At 70.5% G+C, this 13,056-nt stretch carries 12 protein-coding genes; 8 read left to right on the top strand and 4 right to left on the bottom strand.

Translation table 11 applies throughout. The features are described 5' to 3' along the window. Positions 1-2: 2 nt before the first annotated feature. Positions 3-899 carry a phosphatidylinositol-specific phospholipase C gene (locus tag ACF1B9_RS30095; protein ID WP_391745748.1) on the bottom strand — a complete coding sequence of 299 codons (897 nt, stop codon included), beginning with the start codon at positions 897-899 and terminating at the stop codon, positions 3-5. Positions 900-943: 44 nt separating this feature from the next. Between ACF1B9_RS30095 and ACF1B9_RS30090 the strand changes: the two genes are divergently transcribed. Further along, positions 944-1,069, top strand: coding sequence for a hypothetical protein (locus ACF1B9_RS30090; RefSeq protein WP_391745750.1), 126 nt, complete (start codon positions 944-946; stop codon positions 1,067-1,069). Between the two features lie 19 nt (positions 1,070-1,088). Here ACF1B9_RS30090 and ACF1B9_RS30085 read toward each other — a convergent pair whose 3' ends face one another. The 3 genes from ACF1B9_RS30085 to ACF1B9_RS30075 form a co-directional block, all read right to left on the bottom strand. After that, a complete protein-coding gene (locus tag ACF1B9_RS30085) occupies positions 1,089-2,363 on the bottom strand; it encodes an MFS transporter (protein WP_391745752.1) in 1,275 nt (424 codons plus the stop codon). 132 nt (positions 2,364-2,495) lie between these two features. Further along, entirely contained in the window at positions 2,496-3,254 is a 759-nt protein-coding gene (locus tag ACF1B9_RS30080; RefSeq protein WP_391745753.1) for a GntR family transcriptional regulator, read from the bottom strand. A gap of 344 nt (positions 3,255-3,598) precedes the next feature. Continuing rightward, the gene (locus ACF1B9_RS30075) at positions 3,599-5,440 is read right to left on the bottom strand and encodes a bifunctional metallophosphatase/5'-nucleotidase (protein ID WP_391745754.1); all 1,842 of its coding nucleotides are present in this window, start codon (positions 5,438-5,440) and stop codon (positions 3,599-3,601) included. 307 nt (positions 5,441-5,747) lie between these two features. Here ACF1B9_RS30075 and mshD point away from each other — a divergent pair, with 307 nt between their 5' ends. From mshD to ACF1B9_RS30040, 7 genes are all read left to right on the top strand, one after another. Further along, a complete protein-coding gene (mshD, locus tag ACF1B9_RS30070) occupies positions 5,748-6,671 on the top strand; it encodes a mycothiol synthase (protein ID WP_391745755.1) in 924 nt (307 codons plus the stop codon). A gap of 89 nt (positions 6,672-6,760) precedes the next feature. Beyond that, positions 6,761-7,168: a GntR family transcriptional regulator gene (locus ACF1B9_RS30065; protein WP_391745756.1), complete on the top strand. Its 408-nt coding sequence runs from the start codon at positions 6,761-6,763 to the stop codon at positions 7,166-7,168. Further along, the gene (locus ACF1B9_RS30060) at positions 7,168-8,064 is read left to right on the top strand and encodes an ABC transporter ATP-binding protein (protein ID WP_391745757.1); all 897 of its coding nucleotides are present in this window, start codon (positions 7,168-7,170) and stop codon (positions 8,062-8,064) included. Before ACF1B9_RS30065 ends, ACF1B9_RS30060 begins: the two co-directional genes overlap by 1 nt. Continuing rightward, positions 8,061-9,032: a hypothetical protein gene (locus ACF1B9_RS30055; protein ID WP_391745759.1), complete on the top strand. Its 972-nt coding sequence runs from the start codon at positions 8,061-8,063 to the stop codon at positions 9,030-9,032. The genes ACF1B9_RS30060 and ACF1B9_RS30055 overlap by 4 nt, the downstream gene beginning before the upstream one ends. A gap of 271 nt (positions 9,033-9,303) precedes the next feature. Next, positions 9,304-11,559: an RNA degradosome polyphosphate kinase gene (locus tag ACF1B9_RS30050; RefSeq protein ID WP_391745760.1), complete on the top strand. Its 2,256-nt coding sequence runs from the start codon at positions 9,304-9,306 to the stop codon at positions 11,557-11,559. Beyond that, positions 11,546-12,547 (top strand): CHAD domain-containing protein, encoded by a 1,002-nt coding sequence (locus tag ACF1B9_RS30045; RefSeq protein ID WP_391745762.1) that lies wholly within the window; start codon positions 11,546-11,548, stop codon positions 12,545-12,547. Before ACF1B9_RS30050 ends, ACF1B9_RS30045 begins: the two co-directional genes overlap by 14 nt. Then, positions 12,544-12,993 (top strand): NUDIX hydrolase, encoded by a 450-nt coding sequence (locus ACF1B9_RS30040; RefSeq protein WP_391745763.1) that lies wholly within the window; start codon positions 12,544-12,546, stop codon positions 12,991-12,993. Before ACF1B9_RS30045 ends, ACF1B9_RS30040 begins: the two co-directional genes overlap by 4 nt. Positions 12,994-13,056 lie beyond the last annotated feature (63 nt).

Below are 13,056 nucleotides of genomic sequence, written 5' to 3'. Positions count from 1 at the left end.
GATCAGCGATCCAGCGGGTTGTGCCTGATCAGCGATTCGACCAGCCCCGACCGGGTGGCGGGGAAGTCCAGCGGGACGATTCCGAGCCCGGTCCGGCCCGCCGCCTCCGATCCGTCCAGGAACGACTGCACCTGGGGATTGAGCCGGTCCGCGTTCCAGCGCGGCGGCATCAGGGCGGCGGTGCTGACGTAGTTCATGTACAGCTTCCCCGGCTGCTGCGCGGCCTTGCGGAACTGGGCCTCGATCTTGGGGTACTTGGCGAACGGCTCCGCCATGTAGTCGTCCTGGATGTCGAAGAGCGCGGAATCGCCGTAACGGACGCCGGGCAGCCCGCCGTTGTCGGCGAGCAGGACGACCTTGCCGCGTGCCCCGCCCAGCGCGGGCAGCGCCGCGTCGATGTGGAACAGCGGCCGCCATCCCTTGCCGTCGAGGTAGAGGTCGAAGATCCGACGGAACTCGGCGTCGCTCTCCTCCGAATACTCCTGCTTGACCCGCATCAGCAGGGTCTCGGTGGGCCGCTCGGCCAGGAAGTCCCAGCAGGCGCCGAGCACATCGCCGAACATCAGGTTCTGGTACGAGGCGCCGTGATGGATCGCGAAGGAGTCACCGGTGATCCGGCACCGTACGTCGAGGAAGCGCAGTCCGCTGTCCAACTGCTGGGCGATCGTGGTGTTCTGACACTCCGTCCAGGGTCCGCCGTAGCGGGCGCCGGAGTCGTGCGACCCGGGGATCGTGAGGCGTTGCAGCGCGGTGGCGTCGGGGATTCCGCTCATCCAGTCCTGGGTGGCGAGGGCCCGGCGGGGCCCGGCGACGGCGGGTCCCGCGCCGGCGAGGACCGTGGTGGTGGCGGCGAGGGCGCCGGCCAGGAAGTTCCTGCGTGTACCGGTGTACGGGCTCATGCGGGGGGTGCCTCCGTCTGCCGTGGGGGGTCAGCCGTCAAATTATGACCGGCACACGTCATCTCTGGAACAGCGCCGCGTCACGGCGCCCGCCCGAAGTGCACGCCCACCGGGACTCCGAGGCCGAACGGCTTCCCGGCCTGCTGCGCAGATACGACCGGGCCCCGTAGGCCGGTCCCCCTCATGGCGTCAGCCCTGCAAGCCCCGGCGAACGGGCCCGGGATCCTCTTCCCCGGGCAGTTCGCGCATGCTTCGAAGCGGTGACAGGACGTACGGGAGGATGCTCGACGTCATGCCGACGGCCCCGATCCACAACGTGGTCCGGGCTCCGAACACGGAGCCCGAGACTCCCCCCAGAAACCCGCCGAGCGGAATGCCGCCCCAGGACATGAACCGGGCCGTCGCGCTCGTGCGGCCCAGGAGGCGATCCGGTGTGAGGGTCTGCTGGAAGCTGGATTGGGCCACAAAGCGGATGACCCCGCCCAGGGAGAGGGACGCGAGTCCGAGCGCGGCCACGTACACGCTCCACCCCGGATGCGCCATCGGCATCAGGACGGTCGGCGGACAGGTGACAAGGGGTGCGAGCCAGATGACCGGACCCTGCCCGACGCGCTTCGAGACCCTGGTCGCCGACAGCGCGCCCAGCAGGGCACCACAGCCCATTCCCGACAGAATGACGCCGATACCGAAGGAATCGAGGTCCATCTCCCTCTTCAGGAAGACCAGCAACATGGTTTGGTACATGACCAGGAAGAGGTTGAACATCGCATCCCCCAGAATGATCGCGCGCAGGGCGGGATGCTGGAGAACGAATGCCAATCCCTCTTTGATGTCCCGAAGCAGCCGAGGGCGCTCGCTCCGCTCCGGTTTCTGTTCGCGCTTGCGGATTCCGGTCGCGAGCAGACCCGACATCGCCATCCCGGCCGAACTCACCAGAAGCGTCGCAGGGGCTCCGAGCCAGCCGATCAGCGGCCCCGCCATCCCTGGTCCGCCGATACTGGTCACCGAGCGTATCGCCGAGAGTTTCGAGTTCCCTTCGACGAGATTGCCGCGCCCCACCAGGTGCGGCAAATAGCTGACGTACGCGACGTCGAAGAAGACCGTCAGCACGCCGTGAGCCAACGCGACGGCGTAGAGCCACCAGATCGTCAGAAGGTCCGACCACCACGCCACCGGTATCGTCGAGAGGGCCACCGCCCTCGCGAGATCCGTGCTGATCATCACCGATCGCTTGCGCATGCGGTCCACCCACGCGCCCGCCGGCAGCCCGACCAGGAGCGAGCCTGCCGTGGTCGTCGCGGTCAGCACTCCGACCTGGAACTCGTCGGCGTCCAAGGCCACGATGGCTACCAGGGGCAGTGCCAGAAAGATGATGCGATCGCCCAGTTGGCCGAGCGCGGTGGCGGCGGACAGTCGCCCGAAGTCCGGATCGCGTAGGAGTCCGGACCGGGGGGACATCGACATGCGGGTCACCTGTCTTTCGGCTTCGGGATGTCGCTCTGCCGGCTTCGATGGGCCGGCTTCGATGGGCCGGGTCGTGCCGTCGGACCTCCGCCGTCCGGCCAAAGGCCGGACCGTGCGGTTCGACGACACGGGCTACGGACGGTCGACTCCGAACTCGTAGGCCACTTCCCGGCGCACGTCCGGAATGACGATGTCGGCGGTTTCCACCGGACGTCCCCCGGTGTCGTAGATGGTCCGCTCGATCTGGAGCACCAGGTCTCCGACGCTGATCCCCAGCAGGTTCGCCTGTACTCGGGTGGCACGCGCCGGGCGCGGGAGTTCGACCACGGTCTCGATGTCCACACCGATGGAGCGCATGCGCTCGACCACGCCCTTTCCCGCGAGGGGGCCCGTCTCGGGCAGCACGATCGGTGTTCCGTCCGTGATGGCCATCGGCTCCCAGGATTCGGAGAGCTGGACGGGCTGCCCGTCGGCGAGGAATTCGTAGTGTGTGTGGACGCAGAGGTCCCCGGGACCGATGGCGAGCCGCTCGGCGATCGCGTCGGGGGCGGGGACCCGCGCCCGGCTGTGCGAGTCCCAGGCGCCCGCCCTGCCCCGCTCCTCCGTGCCGGCGCGGGAGGGGGAGCCGCCCCGGCGTTCGCGGTGCCGCGAGCGGACCATCCGCAGGCGTTCGCGCGGCATGCGGACGTAGGTGCCCGAGCCCGCGCGTCCTTCGAGGAGGCCCATGACGATCAAACCGTCGACGGCCCTCTGCGTGACGTTGCGCCCGACCTCGTACTCCTCAGCGAGCCTCGCCCGGGACGGCAGGCGCTCCCCGATTCCCCACTCTCCCGCGGAAATCCGTGCGCGCAGCGAGTCGGCGACTGCGAGGTACTGCGCTTCTCGGGGCATGTGCGACCCTCCGGTTGCTCTGCTGCGCGGCAGCTGGGGTCTTCCGTTCCGATCAGGCCGGACCGGCGGGCGGTCCCCGCGGGCCCGGCGGGATCCGGACGAGAGACCCTGTAGATTCCAGGCGGAGTCGGCAAGCTACTGCACCGGGTGAAAGCTGCTGGAGTAGAAATACGCACCGTGCCCGAGCGGCCGCGGAGGTTCGTGACGCGCATCGGGATCGCGCCGTCCGCGCGGCCTGAGCAGAATCCGCAGGGCTCGCCGCGATGTCGCCCGCCGACCCACCGGAAAACGCAGCGGGGCGGTGGGCCCGCCGGCCCACCGCCCCACTCACCCGCGTACGGGAGTTACTGGATGACCGTGATCCGGTCCGTCGCCGGCGGGGCCAGCGGCGCGGCGGCCGTCGAGTGGGCCGCCAGGTAGGCGTTGAAGACGTCCAGGTCGGAGGGGCCGACGAGCTTGTTGGTGCCCTGGCCGAGTGCCGCGAAGCCGTCGCCGCCGCCCGCCAGGAACTCGTTCATGGCGACGCGGTAGGTCTTCGCGGGGTCGATCGCCTCACCGTTCAGCTTGATGGTGTCGGTGACCACGCGGGCCGCACCCGTCTTCGTCATGTCCAGGGTGTAGGTGAAGCCCTTGGACACCTGAAGGATCTTCGGGCTGGCCTCGTTGGAGCCGCTGACCTGCTGCTGGAGTGCGGTGACCAGCTGGGCGCCGGTCAGGTCGACGACGTTCATCATGTTGGTGAACGGCTGCACGGTGAAGGACTCGCCGTACGTCACCACCCCGTCGCCCTCATTGCCGGTCGCCTTGTGGACCAGGTCCGCGCGGATACCGCCCGGGTTCATGAAGGCGACGACCGCCCCGCCCTTGTCCGCCGGGGCCAGGCCCTCCAGCTGGGCGTCCGCGATCAGGTTGCCGAGCGGCTTCTCGGGGGCCGTGGAGCCGCGGCCGTTGATGTCGGCGGTGATGTAGCCCTGCGGCTTGTTCGCGATGGGCGCCGCGAGGGTGTTCCAGCGGGCGATCAGGGCCGTCATGTCGTTGGCCTTGGGCTGGTCCCGGCTGACGATGTGGTTGACCGACTTCGGGTTCGAGGCACCGGCCGACTTCACCGACGTACGCACGATGTCGTTGGTGCGGCGGTCGTAGGTGAGGGTCGTGTCGGTGTAGAGCTTGCCGAACGACGACGCCGAGGTGACCATGCGCGGGTTGCCCGCCGGGTCCGGGATCGTGCAGACGTACGCCTGGTGGGTGTGGCCGGTGACCAGCGCGTCGACCTTGGGCGTGATGCCCTTGGCGATGTCGACGATCGGCCCGGAGATGCCGTCACCGGCGCCGGAGCTGTCGCAGTCGTAGTTGTACGAGGTGGAGGCCGGCTGCCCGCCCTCGTGGATCAGCGCGACGATGGACTTGACGCCCTGACGGTCCAGCTCCTTGGCGTACTTGTTGATCGTCTCGATCTCGCCGTGGAACTTCAGGCCCTTGACGCCGTTGGCCGTGACGATGTTCGGCGTGCCCTCCAGGGTCACCCCGATGAAGCCGATCTTGACGCCGTTCTTCTTCCACACCGTGTACGGCTTGAGGATCGGCTTGCCGGTCTTCTCGTTCGTCACGTTGGCGGCGAGGTACGGGAAGTCCGCACCCTTGAACTTCTTGCCCTTCTCGTAGCAGCCCTCGACCGGGTGGCAGCCACCCTTCTGGAGGCGGGCCAGTTCGGTGGCGCCCTCGTCGAACTCGTGGTTGCCGACGGTCGTCACATCGAGCTCGATCTTGTTGAGCGCCTCGATGGTCGGCTCGTCGTGGAAGAGACCGGACAGCAGCGGGCTCGCGCCCACCATGTCGCCACCGGCCGCGGTGATCGAGTACGGGTGTCCCTTGCGCGCGGTACGGAGTGAGGACGCGAGGTACTCGACGCCACCGGCCGGAGTCGCCGTCGTCGTGCCGTCGGCCTGCGTCTCGGTGACCGTGCCCGCCGAGCCGGCCGGCGGCTCCAGGTTTCCGTGCAGGTCGTTGAAGGACAGCAGTTGTACGTCGACGGTACTGGCCGGCTTGTGTTGGCCATGGTCATCGCCATGGCCGCGGTCCTGGGCGTCGGCCGGCATCGCGGCGACGAGCGCGCCGACGGTGGCGAGCCCGGCCGCGGCGGCGAGCACCCGCCGGGACGCGCGGTTCTTCTGCGGTGTCGCTGACATCGGTCCCCTTGTGAGTTCAGCGTGAGGTGTGAGGGTGATGGCGAGTCTGGAGACTTCGTGCCGCAGCCTAGGGTCAACGCGCGTAGCGCGACAGGTGTGGGGGGTTACGAACTGGTTGCCATGCGGTCGGAATCGGGGTCAACTTCCGCTTATCGCCCGCATGGCGCATATATACGGGCAGAATCGCCCCACCGTGTGCCACCGAATCCCGCTGCGCCGCGCCGCACCCCGCCGTCCAGGGCCCGTCCGGCAGCCGGCGCCCCCGCAAGCCGCCCGACGCCCGCCCCATCCCCGTACGCTCGTACACATGACGACTGACGTACCTCTCCCCGCCCCCGGACGTGAGATCCAGACGCTCGACGCGCTCTCCCCCGAACAGGCCGACGCCGTGTCCGGTCTGCTCGCCGAGGCGGCCCGGTCCGACGGCAGGCAGGCCGTGTCCGAGCAGGGGCGGCTGCAGCTGCGGGGCGGACGGCGTGAGGGCGTGCGGCATCTGCTGCTGACCAGCGGGACGGTCCTGGTCGGGTATGCGCAGCTGGAGGACACCGACCCCGTCGAGGCGCCCGCCGCCGAACTGGTCGTGCATCCGGCGTACCGCGGGCAGGGACACGGGCGGGCGCTGGGCGCGGCGCTGCTCGCCGTGACCGGGAAGCGGCTGCGGGTGTGGGCGCACGGCGGGAAGTCCGCGGCCCGGCATCTCGCACAGGTCCTCGGCCTCTCCCTCTTCCGGGAACTGCGGCAGCTGCGCCGACCGTTGAGCCCGCTGGACATCTCCGAGCCGGTGCTGCCGCCCGGTGTCACCATCCGCACCTTCGTGCCCGGCGAGGACGACGCCGCCTGGCTCGCGGTGAACCGGGCCGCCTTCGCCCACCACCCCGAACAGGGCTCACTGACGCAGCGCGACCTGGACGACCGCAAGGCGGAGCCGTGGTTCGACCCGAAGGGGTTCTTCCTGGCCGAGCGCGACGGCGAGCTGATCGGCTTCCACTGGACGAAGGTGCACGCCGAGGAGCACCTCGGCGAGGTGTACGTCGTCGGCATCCGGCCCGATGCGCAGGGCGGCGGGCTCGGCAAGGCGCTCACCGCGATCGGGCTGCGCCATCTGGCCGCCGAGGGGCTGCCGACCGCGATGCTCTACGTCGACGCGGACAACAAGGCGGCCCTGGCCGTCTACGAACGGATGGGCTTCGCGACGCACGAGGTGGACCTGATGTACCGCACGGAGTCCTGAGCCGCGGCACGGAAGAAGGGGCGGCGCCGCTTGACGCCGCCCCTTCCTTACGCCACCCTTTCACTACTTCATTAGTGAAAGGGGTGAACATGGCAGAGTCCGCAGCGGTCGAATACCGCATCGACCGGCGCAGCGGTATCGCCACGTACCTCCAGATCGTCCAGCAGACCAAGCAGGCCCTGCGCCTCGGTCTGCTGGAGCCCGGCGATCGACTGCCCACCGCGCGGGAGGTAGTCGAGGCCACCGCCATCAACCCGAACACCGTGCTCAAGGCGTACCGGGAACTGGAGCGCGAGGGCCTCGTCGAGGGCCGGCGGGGGCTCGGCACCTTCGTCACCCGGACCCTCGGCGGCGTGGCGGCCGCCGACGACGCGCCGCTGCGCGCCGAGCTCGCCGCCTGGGCCCGCCGGGCCCGCACGGCCGGACTGGAGAAGGACGACGTGAGCGCGCTCTTCACCGCCGTACTGGACAAGACCTACGAGGGAGATCAGGCCTGATGACAGGCGCTGCGATCGAGGCCGTCGGCCTCGGCATGAAGTACCGGGGCAGGGGCGGGGGCTGGGTGCTTCGCGACTGCTCGTTCCGGCTGCCCACCGGGCGCGTGTGCGCCCTCATCGGCCCCAACGGCGCGGGCAAGTCCACCCTGCTCGCCCTGGCGGCCGGTTTTCTGCGCCCCGCCGAGGGGACGGTACGGGTGCTGGACGGGGCGCCGGGCGAGGCGCGGGCCCGGATGGCCTTCGTGGCCCAGGACAAGCCGCTCTACCCGCAGTTGACGGTGGCCGAGACCCTCTGGGCGGGAGCCGAACTGAACCCCGGGACATGGGACCAGGACACCGCCGAACGCATCACCGGGGAGCTTCCGCGCGGCGCCCGGGTCCGCCATCTCTCCGGCGGCCAGCGCACCCGGCTCGCCCTGGCCCTCGCGCTCGGCAAGCGGCCCGAACTGCTCCTGCTGGACGAGCCGATGGCCGACCTCGACCCGCTCGCCCGCCACCAGCTGATGGGCGCCCTGATGGCCGAGGCCGCCGAGCGCTCCACCACCATCGTGATGTCCTCGCACATCCTCACCGAGCTGGAGGGCGCCTGCGACTACCTCCTGCTCGTCGACAACGGCCGGGTCCGCCTCGGCGGCGAGACGGACGATCTGGTCGCCGCGCACACCCTGCTCACCGGCCCGGTGCGGGACACCGCACCGCACACCGTCGTCGAGTCCCGCACCGCGGGGCGCGTGCAGACCACCCTCGTACGGATGGAGGGCCCGGTGGACACCGGCGTCTGGGAAAGCGCGGAACCCTCGCTGGAGGAGTTGCTGCTCGCGCATCTGCGGTCGCCGGGGGCTCCCGCCCTGCTCACGCCGAGCGCCGAGGCCGGCCGGGAGGTGGCGGCCGTATGAGCACCGTCGGTCTGCTCGGCCCGGCCCGGGTCGTCGTACGTCAGCACCGCCTCACCCTGTGGATCATCGGCGGCCTCGCAGTCGTGGGGATCGCCGCCGCGGTCGCCACCGCCCTGTGGACGGCCTCCGTCTCCGGCACCTTCGCGGGCACCGACTGCTCGGTGGAGAACACCGTCCGGGGATGCGGCGTCACCGTCCGCCACTTCCTCGGCGCCGAGCTCCGCCTCAGCCACGCCGTCGATTACGCGGGCCTGGTGATGATGCTCCTGCCCGCGTTCATCGGCATGTTCGTCGCAGGCCCGCTGATCGCACGGGAGCTGGAGAACGGCACGTACAGGCTGTCCTGGTCCCAGTCGCTCTCGCCCGCGCGCTGGCTCGCCGCGAAGCTCGCCGTGCCCGTCGTGCTGATCCTGGCCGGGGTCTCCGTACTGTCCGCCGTCTCCGCCTGGGTCTGGTCGCGGGCGGAGACGACCCACTACCCGAAGAACTGGTACGAACGGGATGTCTACGGCGCGATGGGCACCGTCCCCGTCGGCTACGCCCTCCTCATGCTCGCCCTCGGTGCGCTCGCCGGGCTGCTGCTGCGGCGCACCGTCTCCGCGACGGTCGTGACGGTGATCGGATACGGCGCGCTGGTGATGGCCATGAACTCCGTGCGCAACAGCCTGTGGCCGACACTCACGGCGACGTCCCGCGTGGCGGACGGCCACCGGTTCCCGGAAGGTGTCGCCGACGCCGGACAGGGCTGGCTCACCAGCGGCGGGGAACGGCTGTCCGCCGACGTCTGCCGGACCGCCGCCGACCTCGAAAGCTGCCTGGCCGACAAGGACATCACCCGGAGCTACCTCGACTACCACCCCGCCTCGCACTTCTGGCCGCTCCAGCTCGTCGAGACCGGCATCCTGCTCGCCCTCGCCGCCCTCGCGATCGCGCTCTCCTTCCGGGTCCTGCGCCGCCGTCACGGTTGAGTCGAACGTCGTTCCGGGCCCGTGTGCACGGGCCCGGAACTGCCCCTACGGCACACCCGCACACCCGCACACCGCTTCCTGCACGTCATGTCGCCGTTACCGGCCATTCAGAAGGGCTTGCGACCCTCTCAGGATGCAGCCAGCTGTGCCGACCCCCCACCATGGGAGAAATCCCGGCGGAGACCGCGCGAACCACACGAACCGTGCGTTTAACGCGATCTCGGCACCCTCCGGCGCGCCCTCGGAGCCCCTGACGCGGAAGAATGGGGGCATGAGCCAGCAGCCCAGCTCCGAGGTCCCGGTCCAGCCCACCGTGCAGCCGTCGGTGGGCACGCTCGCCGCGTACCGGCCGCACGCCGTCGCCTCGTCGGCGTCCAACGGCGCCGCGCTGTCCACCCGGGCCGACCTCGATCCCGACATCGACGCCGACGTCGACGCGTACGAACCCGATGTCGACGGCGACGAACTGCCCCACGGCCGTTTCCTGGACCGGGAGCGCAGTTGGCTCGCGTTCAACGAACGCGTACTCGAACTGGCCGAGGACCCGGCGACCCCCCTCCTCGAACGGGCCAATTTCCTCGCCATCTTCGCCTCGAACCTGGATGAGTTCTTCATGGTCCGGGTGGCCGGGCTGAAGCGCCGCATCGCCACCGGTGTGGCCACCCGCTCCGCCTCCGGCCTCCAGCCCCGCGAGGTCCTCGACCTGATCTGGACCCGCTCGCGCGAACTCATGGCCCGGCACGCCGCCTGCTACCAGCAGGACATCGCCCCCGCCCTGTCCGACGAGGGCATACAGCTGATCCGCTGGCCCGAGCTGACCGAGAAGGAACAGGCCCGCCTGTTCACCTTCTTCCGGCAGCGCGTCTTCCCCGTGCTGACCCCGCTGGCCGTCGACCCGGCGCACCCCTTCCCGTACATCTCGGGCCTCTCGCTCAACCTGGCCGTCGTCGTACGCAACCCGGTCAGCGGCCACCGCCACTTCGCCCGGGTCAAGGTGCCGCCGCTGCTGACCCGCTTCCTGGAGGCGTCGCCGCAGCGGTACGTGCCCATAGAGGACGTCATCGCCGCCCACCTCGAAGAGCTCTTCCCGGGCATGGAGGTCCTCGCCCACCACATGTTCCGGGTCACCAGGAACGAGGACCTGGAGGTCGAGGAGGACGACGCCGAGAACCTCCTCAAGGCCCTGGAGAAAGAACTCATGCGGCGCCGCTTCGGCCCGCCGGTCCGCCTGGAGGTCGAGGAGTCCATCGACCCGTACGTGCTGGACCTGCTGGTGCGCGAGCTGAAGGTGTCCGACTCCGAGGTCTACCCGCTGCCCGGTCCGCTCGACCTCACCGGGCTCTTCGGCATCGCCTCCCTGGACCGGCCCGAGCTGAAGTTCCCCAAATTCATCGCCGGCACCCACCGCGATCTCGCCGAGGTCGAATCCGCCTCCGCGCCCGACATCTTCGCCGGCCTGCGCGAACGCGACGTGCTCCTGCACCATCCGTACGACTCGTTCTCCACCTCCGTACAGGCGTTCCTGGAACAGGCCGCGAGCGACCCCGACGTCCTGGCCATCAAGCAGACCCTGTACCGGACTTCGGGCGACTCACCGATAGTGGACGCCCTCATCGACGCCGCCGAGTCCGGCAAGCAGGTCCTCGTGCTCGTCGAGATCAAGGCCCGCTTCGACGAGCAGGCCAACATCAAGTGGGCGCGCAAGCTGGAGGAGTCCGGCTGCCACGTCGTCTACGGGCTCGTCGGTCTCAAGACCCACTGCAAGCTCTCGCTCGTCGTCCGCCAGGAGGGCGACACACTGCGCCGCTACTCGCACGTGGGCACCGGCAACTACCACCCCAAGACCGCCAGGTTGTACGAGGACCTCGGGCTGCTGACCGCCGACCCGCAGGTCGGCGCGGACCTCTCGGACCTCTTCAACCGGCTCTCCGGCTATTCCCGCCGCGAGACCTACCGCCGTCTCCTGGTCGCCCCGAGGTCCCTGCGCGAAGGGCTGATAAGCCGGATCAACAAGGAGATCACGCACCAGCGGGCCGGGCGGAGCGCCTACGTCCGCATCAAGGTCAACTCGATGGTCGACGAAGCAATCATCGACGCCTGCTACCGGGCCGCGATGGCGGGCGTGCCGGTGGACATCTGGGTGCGCGGCATCTGCGCGATCCGCCCCGGCGTCGCCGGTCTCTCCGAGAACATCCGGGTCCGCTCGATACTGGGCCGCTTCCTCGAACACTCCCGGATCTTCTCCTTCGGCAACGGCGGCGAACCCGAAGTGTGGCTCGGCAGCGCCGACATGATGCACCGCAACCTCGACCGCCGGATCGAAGCACTGGTCCGGGTCACCGACCCCGCCCATCGCGCCGCCCTCAGCCGTCTCCTGGAGACCGGCATGGCCGACACCACCTCCTCCTGGCACCTCGGTTCCGACGGCAACTGGACCCGGCACGCCACGGACGCGGACGGCCAGCCGCTGCGGCACGTACAGGAAATGCTCATTGACGCCCGGAGGCGCCGGCGTGCGACGCCATGACCACCAGACGACGCAGGCGGACCTTACGGCAGGGGCGGTGCTCGCGCCCTACCTGCAGGAACAGGCCGCCGAATTCCTGCGCAGCCTGCGCCTGCACCGCGAGAACAGCGCCCCCACGGACGCCGGAAGCCACGCCGCCGAGGAGGCCGCCGGTGCGCTGCGCCGCTCGTCCCGGCGGATCGGCGGCACACTGCACACCTTCCGGGCAGCGCTGGACACGGCCTGGGCCGAGCAGCTGCGCACCGAACTGGCCTGGCTCTCGGGCACTTTGGCCCGGGAACACGCCTACGCGACCCGGCTGAACCGGCTCCTCGAAGCGCTGCACACCCTGTCCGGCACCTCGCTGCCCGCAGCCCGGACGGGAACCGGCTCCGGATCCGGCGCCGACAGCAAGGAGCGCGCGGCCCTCGGTGTCGGCGCGGCCCGCGCCGGTGCGCTGCTGGAACGACAGCTGACCCTTGCCCGGACCCGCGCCCACTCCGCGGCTCTCCAGGCGCTCGGCTCCTCCCGCTTCCACGCGGTGGCCGACGCCGTCGCGCTGCTCGCCTCCGAGGTCCCGCTCGCCACGACGGCCACCGCGCCGGCCGAGGAGATGCTGCACGGGCCCGCCGACCGGGCCGAACAACAACTGCTCGGCGCGGTGGCCGCCCTCCCTTCCAACGAGGCGGTCGAGCCGTACAACGAGGCACAGGACGCGCCCTGGCACCGGACCCGGCTGCTGCTGCGGCTGCACCGGTACGCCCGCGAGGTGATGCGGGGTGCCCCCGATCCGGCCCTGGCCGCGTCGGGGCACGCGCTCGACCTGCACCGGGACGCCGCGGAGGCGGCGGCCGCAGCGGCGTCGGCGGCCCGCACCCCCCGGATCGCGCCCGCCACCGCGTACGCCCTGGGGGTGCTCCACGCCGATCAGCGGCACGAGGTGGAAGCGGCGCGCAGTGTGTTCCGGGAGAGCTGGCCGTACACGGCGGCAGCGGTGGTCGCGTCGTGACCGGAGCGGCAGACGACCGCGGCGGCAGGCGCACCGCGACCGGACCCGTGCTCGCCGCGGGGTGTGTGCTGTGGCGCCGGTCGGAACACTCCGGCGATCTGGAGGTCTGCCTGGTCCACCGGCCCCGTTACGACGACTGGTCGCACCCCAAGGGCAAGCTGAAGCGCGGTGAGTCCGCGCTGGACGGCGCGCTGCGCGAGGTCCTGGAGGAGACGGGCCACCACTGCGCGCCTGGCGCCCCGTTGCCCACCGTCCGGTACACCGTGAACGGGCGGCCCAAAGAGGTCGCCTACTGGGCGGCCGAGGCGACCGGCGGCGCCTTCGTACCGAACGCCGAGGTCGACCGGGTGAGCTGGCTCTCCCCGGCGGCGGCCCGCGCCCGGCTCACCCGGCCACATGACCAGGATGTGCTGGACGCCTTGCTCGCCGACCTGCCGAGCGTCTGACGGGGCTCCAGAACCGCACCGTCCGACACGGTTCACCTCCCGTTCACTCTTCCCCGCAAACCG

The organism is Streptomyces sp. NPDC014727 (assembly GCF_043083485.1).
In the GTDB taxonomy this organism is placed as follows: domain Bacteria; phylum Actinomycetota; class Actinomycetes; order Streptomycetales; family Streptomycetaceae; genus Streptomyces.
The sequence above is the reverse complement of the archived record's forward strand: the minus strand, read 5'-3'. Positions and strand labels throughout refer to the sequence as shown.

What these genes read in the sequence shown, in the direction of transcription:
- mshD (WP_391745755.1), top strand. Translation starts at nt 5,748, where the DNA reads ATGACGACTGACGTACCTCTCCCCGCCCCCGGACGTGAGATCCAGACG.
- ACF1B9_RS30060 (WP_391745757.1), top strand. Translation starts at nt 7,168, where the DNA reads ATGACAGGCGCTGCGATCGAGGCCGTCGGCCTCGGCATGAAGTACCGG.
- ACF1B9_RS30095 (WP_391745748.1), bottom strand. Translation starts at nt 899, where the DNA reads ATGAGCCCGTACACCGGTACACGCAGGAACTTCCTGGCCGGCGCCCTC.
- ACF1B9_RS30075 (WP_391745754.1), bottom strand. Translation starts at nt 5,440, where the DNA reads ATGTCAGCGACACCGCAGAAGAACCGCGCGTCCCGGCGGGTGCTCGCC.
- ACF1B9_RS30055 (WP_391745759.1), top strand. Translation starts at nt 8,061, where the DNA reads ATGAGCACCGTCGGTCTGCTCGGCCCGGCCCGGGTCGTCGTACGTCAG.
- ACF1B9_RS30085 (WP_391745752.1), bottom strand. Translation starts at nt 2,363, where the DNA reads ATGTCGATGTCCCCCCGGTCCGGACTCCTACGCGATCCGGACTTCGGG.
- ACF1B9_RS30065 (WP_391745756.1), top strand. Translation starts at nt 6,761, where the DNA reads ATGGCAGAGTCCGCAGCGGTCGAATACCGCATCGACCGGCGCAGCGGT.
- ACF1B9_RS30080 (WP_391745753.1), bottom strand. Translation starts at nt 3,254, where the DNA reads ATGCCCCGAGAAGCGCAGTACCTCGCAGTCGCCGACTCGCTGCGCGCA.
- ACF1B9_RS30050 (WP_391745760.1), top strand. Translation starts at nt 9,304, where the DNA reads ATGAGCCAGCAGCCCAGCTCCGAGGTCCCGGTCCAGCCCACCGTGCAG.
- ACF1B9_RS30090 (WP_391745750.1), top strand. Translation starts at nt 944, where the DNA reads ATGACCGGCACACGTCATCTCTGGAACAGCGCCGCGTCACGGCGCCCG.